Raw genomic sequence first — 240 nt, 5'->3', positions numbered from 1 at the left:
GGGCGCGGTTGACCAGTTGCAACAGCATGAAATCGGCAATTTCCGAGGCGCCACCGGCGCCGGACGCCACCACCCGCCCGGCCAGGGCTTCGCCGCGTTGATGCAGCAGGCCCAGCAGTTCACTGCGGAACGCCGCCAGCGGTTTGGAGGCGATCACATCCAGCAGCGGCGGGATGTAGGCGTCGTCGAGCACCAATGCACGGTCGGCGCGTTTTTCCTTGATGCGCACCACGCCGATGG

The 240-nt window shown here is 66.7% G+C and carries 1 protein-coding gene; it reads right to left on the bottom strand.

All coding sequences use genetic code 11. From position 1 onward, the window contains the following. A partial coding sequence (gene tssK / locus FQ668_RS28155) for a type VI secretion system baseplate subunit TssK (RefSeq protein ID WP_178097269.1) occupies positions 1-240 on the bottom strand: 240 nt, incomplete at both ends.

The organism is Pseudomonas sp. Kh14, from assembly GCF_900291005.1.
Classification (GTDB): domain Bacteria; phylum Pseudomonadota; class Gammaproteobacteria; order Pseudomonadales; family Pseudomonadaceae; genus Aquipseudomonas; species Aquipseudomonas alloputida.
This window is presented reverse-complemented; position numbering and strand designations above follow the sequence as displayed.